Origin of the sequence: Bacillus sp. 95MFCvi2.1 (genome assembly GCF_000374965.1) — a bacterium.
GTDB classification, from domain to species: domain Bacteria; phylum Bacillota; class Bacilli; order Bacillales; family Bacillaceae_G; genus Bacillus_A; species Bacillus_A pseudomycoides.
Genome location: NZ_KB895769.1, coordinates 1 through 2,159, shown reverse-complemented (window position 1 = coordinate 2,159; position 2,159 = coordinate 1). Strand labels below are relative to the sequence as shown.

1 protein-coding gene is annotated in these 2,159 nt (G+C 28.0%); it reads left to right on the top strand.

The genetic code is table 11. The annotated features are described in order from the left end of the window. The coding region (locus tag C568_RS0130130; protein WP_018783735.1) for a tyrosine-type recombinase/integrase at positions 1-440 on the top strand (440 nt) is incomplete at its 5' end. Positions 441-2,159 lie beyond the last annotated feature (1,719 nt).

Sequence of the window (2,159 nt, the reverse complement as noted above, 5' to 3'; positions counted from 1 at the left end):
GTCTACGAGTAAGTGATCTACTTCAATTAGAGACTCATATGATTTTAAAATTAAAACGAAAACGTAGAAAAGAATTAAAAGTAAAAGAGGGAAAAACGAAGAAAGAACGGATTATTAATCTTACTTCTATTTTTGACGAAGTATATCAATACGCCCAAACAGTAGAAAATACCTGGTTATTCCCTTCACGTAAAGGAAATCAACCCATTAGTAAAATCCAAGCCTATCGACAATTGCAAAAAGCCGGTGATTTTGCCGATGTAGAATCTATCGGAACTCACACAATGCGCAAAACATTCGGCTATTGGTTCTATAAACAAACAAAAGATGTCGCTATGTTGCAAGACATACTCAATCACAGTACACCACAAATTACACTCAAATATATTGGTATCAATAAAGAAGAAAAAGATAATATCTTAGATACATTTCAAATTTAAAAAATAAACCACTACCTATTCATATGTAGTGGATAAAATACATGGAATATATATAAGTAAGGAATTCATTCATACCTATAATAACATAATCGTAAAAAGGGAATGCTTGTATACTAATCTATACTGCATTCCCTTATTGTAATTGTATGTCCACTATATTTCTATTCTTCCTTTTCTAAAATTAATAAACTGACACCAAATTTCTTGGTTTTCACCCCTTTCTGTATTCACTCCATTGTAATGTAAACTCCGCATTAAATGTCCAATCTATTAGCTGTCCACCCCCTCTGTAAACCATAATAACTTTTACAATAATTATCCCAACTGTCATAAAAACAATAATTAAATTTTTACAAAAGAAAACAACTTGGATAAAAACAGGTTGTTTTCTTTTGTAGGGTACAACAAAGAAAGAGTGGAGGATTCAATACACAAACATGTCAATCAAATGGAGTAAATCGACCGATAAGGCTAAACATTCTGAGAATTTAATCGCTAAGGGTTTTTGTTTACTCTTTCCTTGTTGTTATGAGTTTAGCATTAAAAATAAAATAAATCAACAAAAAAATACAAAATTCTGATAAATTCGACATTTTTTCGAAAGAAAATTGCCTTACCCTCACTTAACTGTAATAAAATAAAAAAAGGAATCAATTCATAAAATAATGAATCAGTTCCTTTTTTATAATGTATGTAGAGTTTCATAATAGTAAAAAACAATATAATATTTCTTTCTATCCTGTCCATAGTATTAGCCCCACCTACGCTAAATACCCTGATAGCCACTCGTGCCATCCAACCCATTATCACTATAACAGAAAGCGCTTACATTGTAAAGAATCTCCTAATTATTTGGGGTTGATTGTCATTTCATTACCATCAGACTATAACCTAAATAAAAACAAAAAAACTTTTTTCTAATAAAACCCATACAAATGATCCATATATTGAGTACACTTCCAATACATGAATCATTTGTATAAGTTTTATTAAGAATAACTCTGAAAAAATTATATTACATAAATGCTTTTAATAAAGTTGCTACTAAAGGAAGTACCCCACCTAAGAAGGTTAAAACTGCTGTTGCAATTGCCATAATGATCACTCCTTGTATTTTTCTGAATATTTAATTATTTATATTGTATTTTGAAATAACAAAATTAGCAACTCTTTTTAATATGCAATATTGCATCAAAACAACACATAAATTTATTTAATAATATATTATATTTTTTTACTTTTTATTTTCCCTATTCATCTGTTTAACAAAAAATAATTTAATACTTAAGAACAAAACTCAAAAGAAAAAGAATCCCTTATTTCTTTTATAAAAATTGCGGAATAATGAACTTATATTACTGCTTTTAAAAGCTCTTGTACGAATGGAATGATTCCACCTATAAATTTTAAAACTGCCATTGCGATTGTCATATTGTTTCCTCTTTTATTACTATATTAAGATTTTATAAATCTATGTACCCTTATTATAGTAAGCGTTTTCAAAAATAGCGATACTTTTTTGAAATATAATATTTTATATCATAGAACCCAATGTTTTACGTAAATAAAAGTATACTTAAAAAACAACATTTTAATAGCAAGGGAATACTTGTATGCTGATCTGTACTGCATTCCCTTATTGTATGTATGCTATATTTCTATTTTTCTTTTTCCGACATTAGAATTCATTTCCAAATCACTTAAGTTATGACACTAATT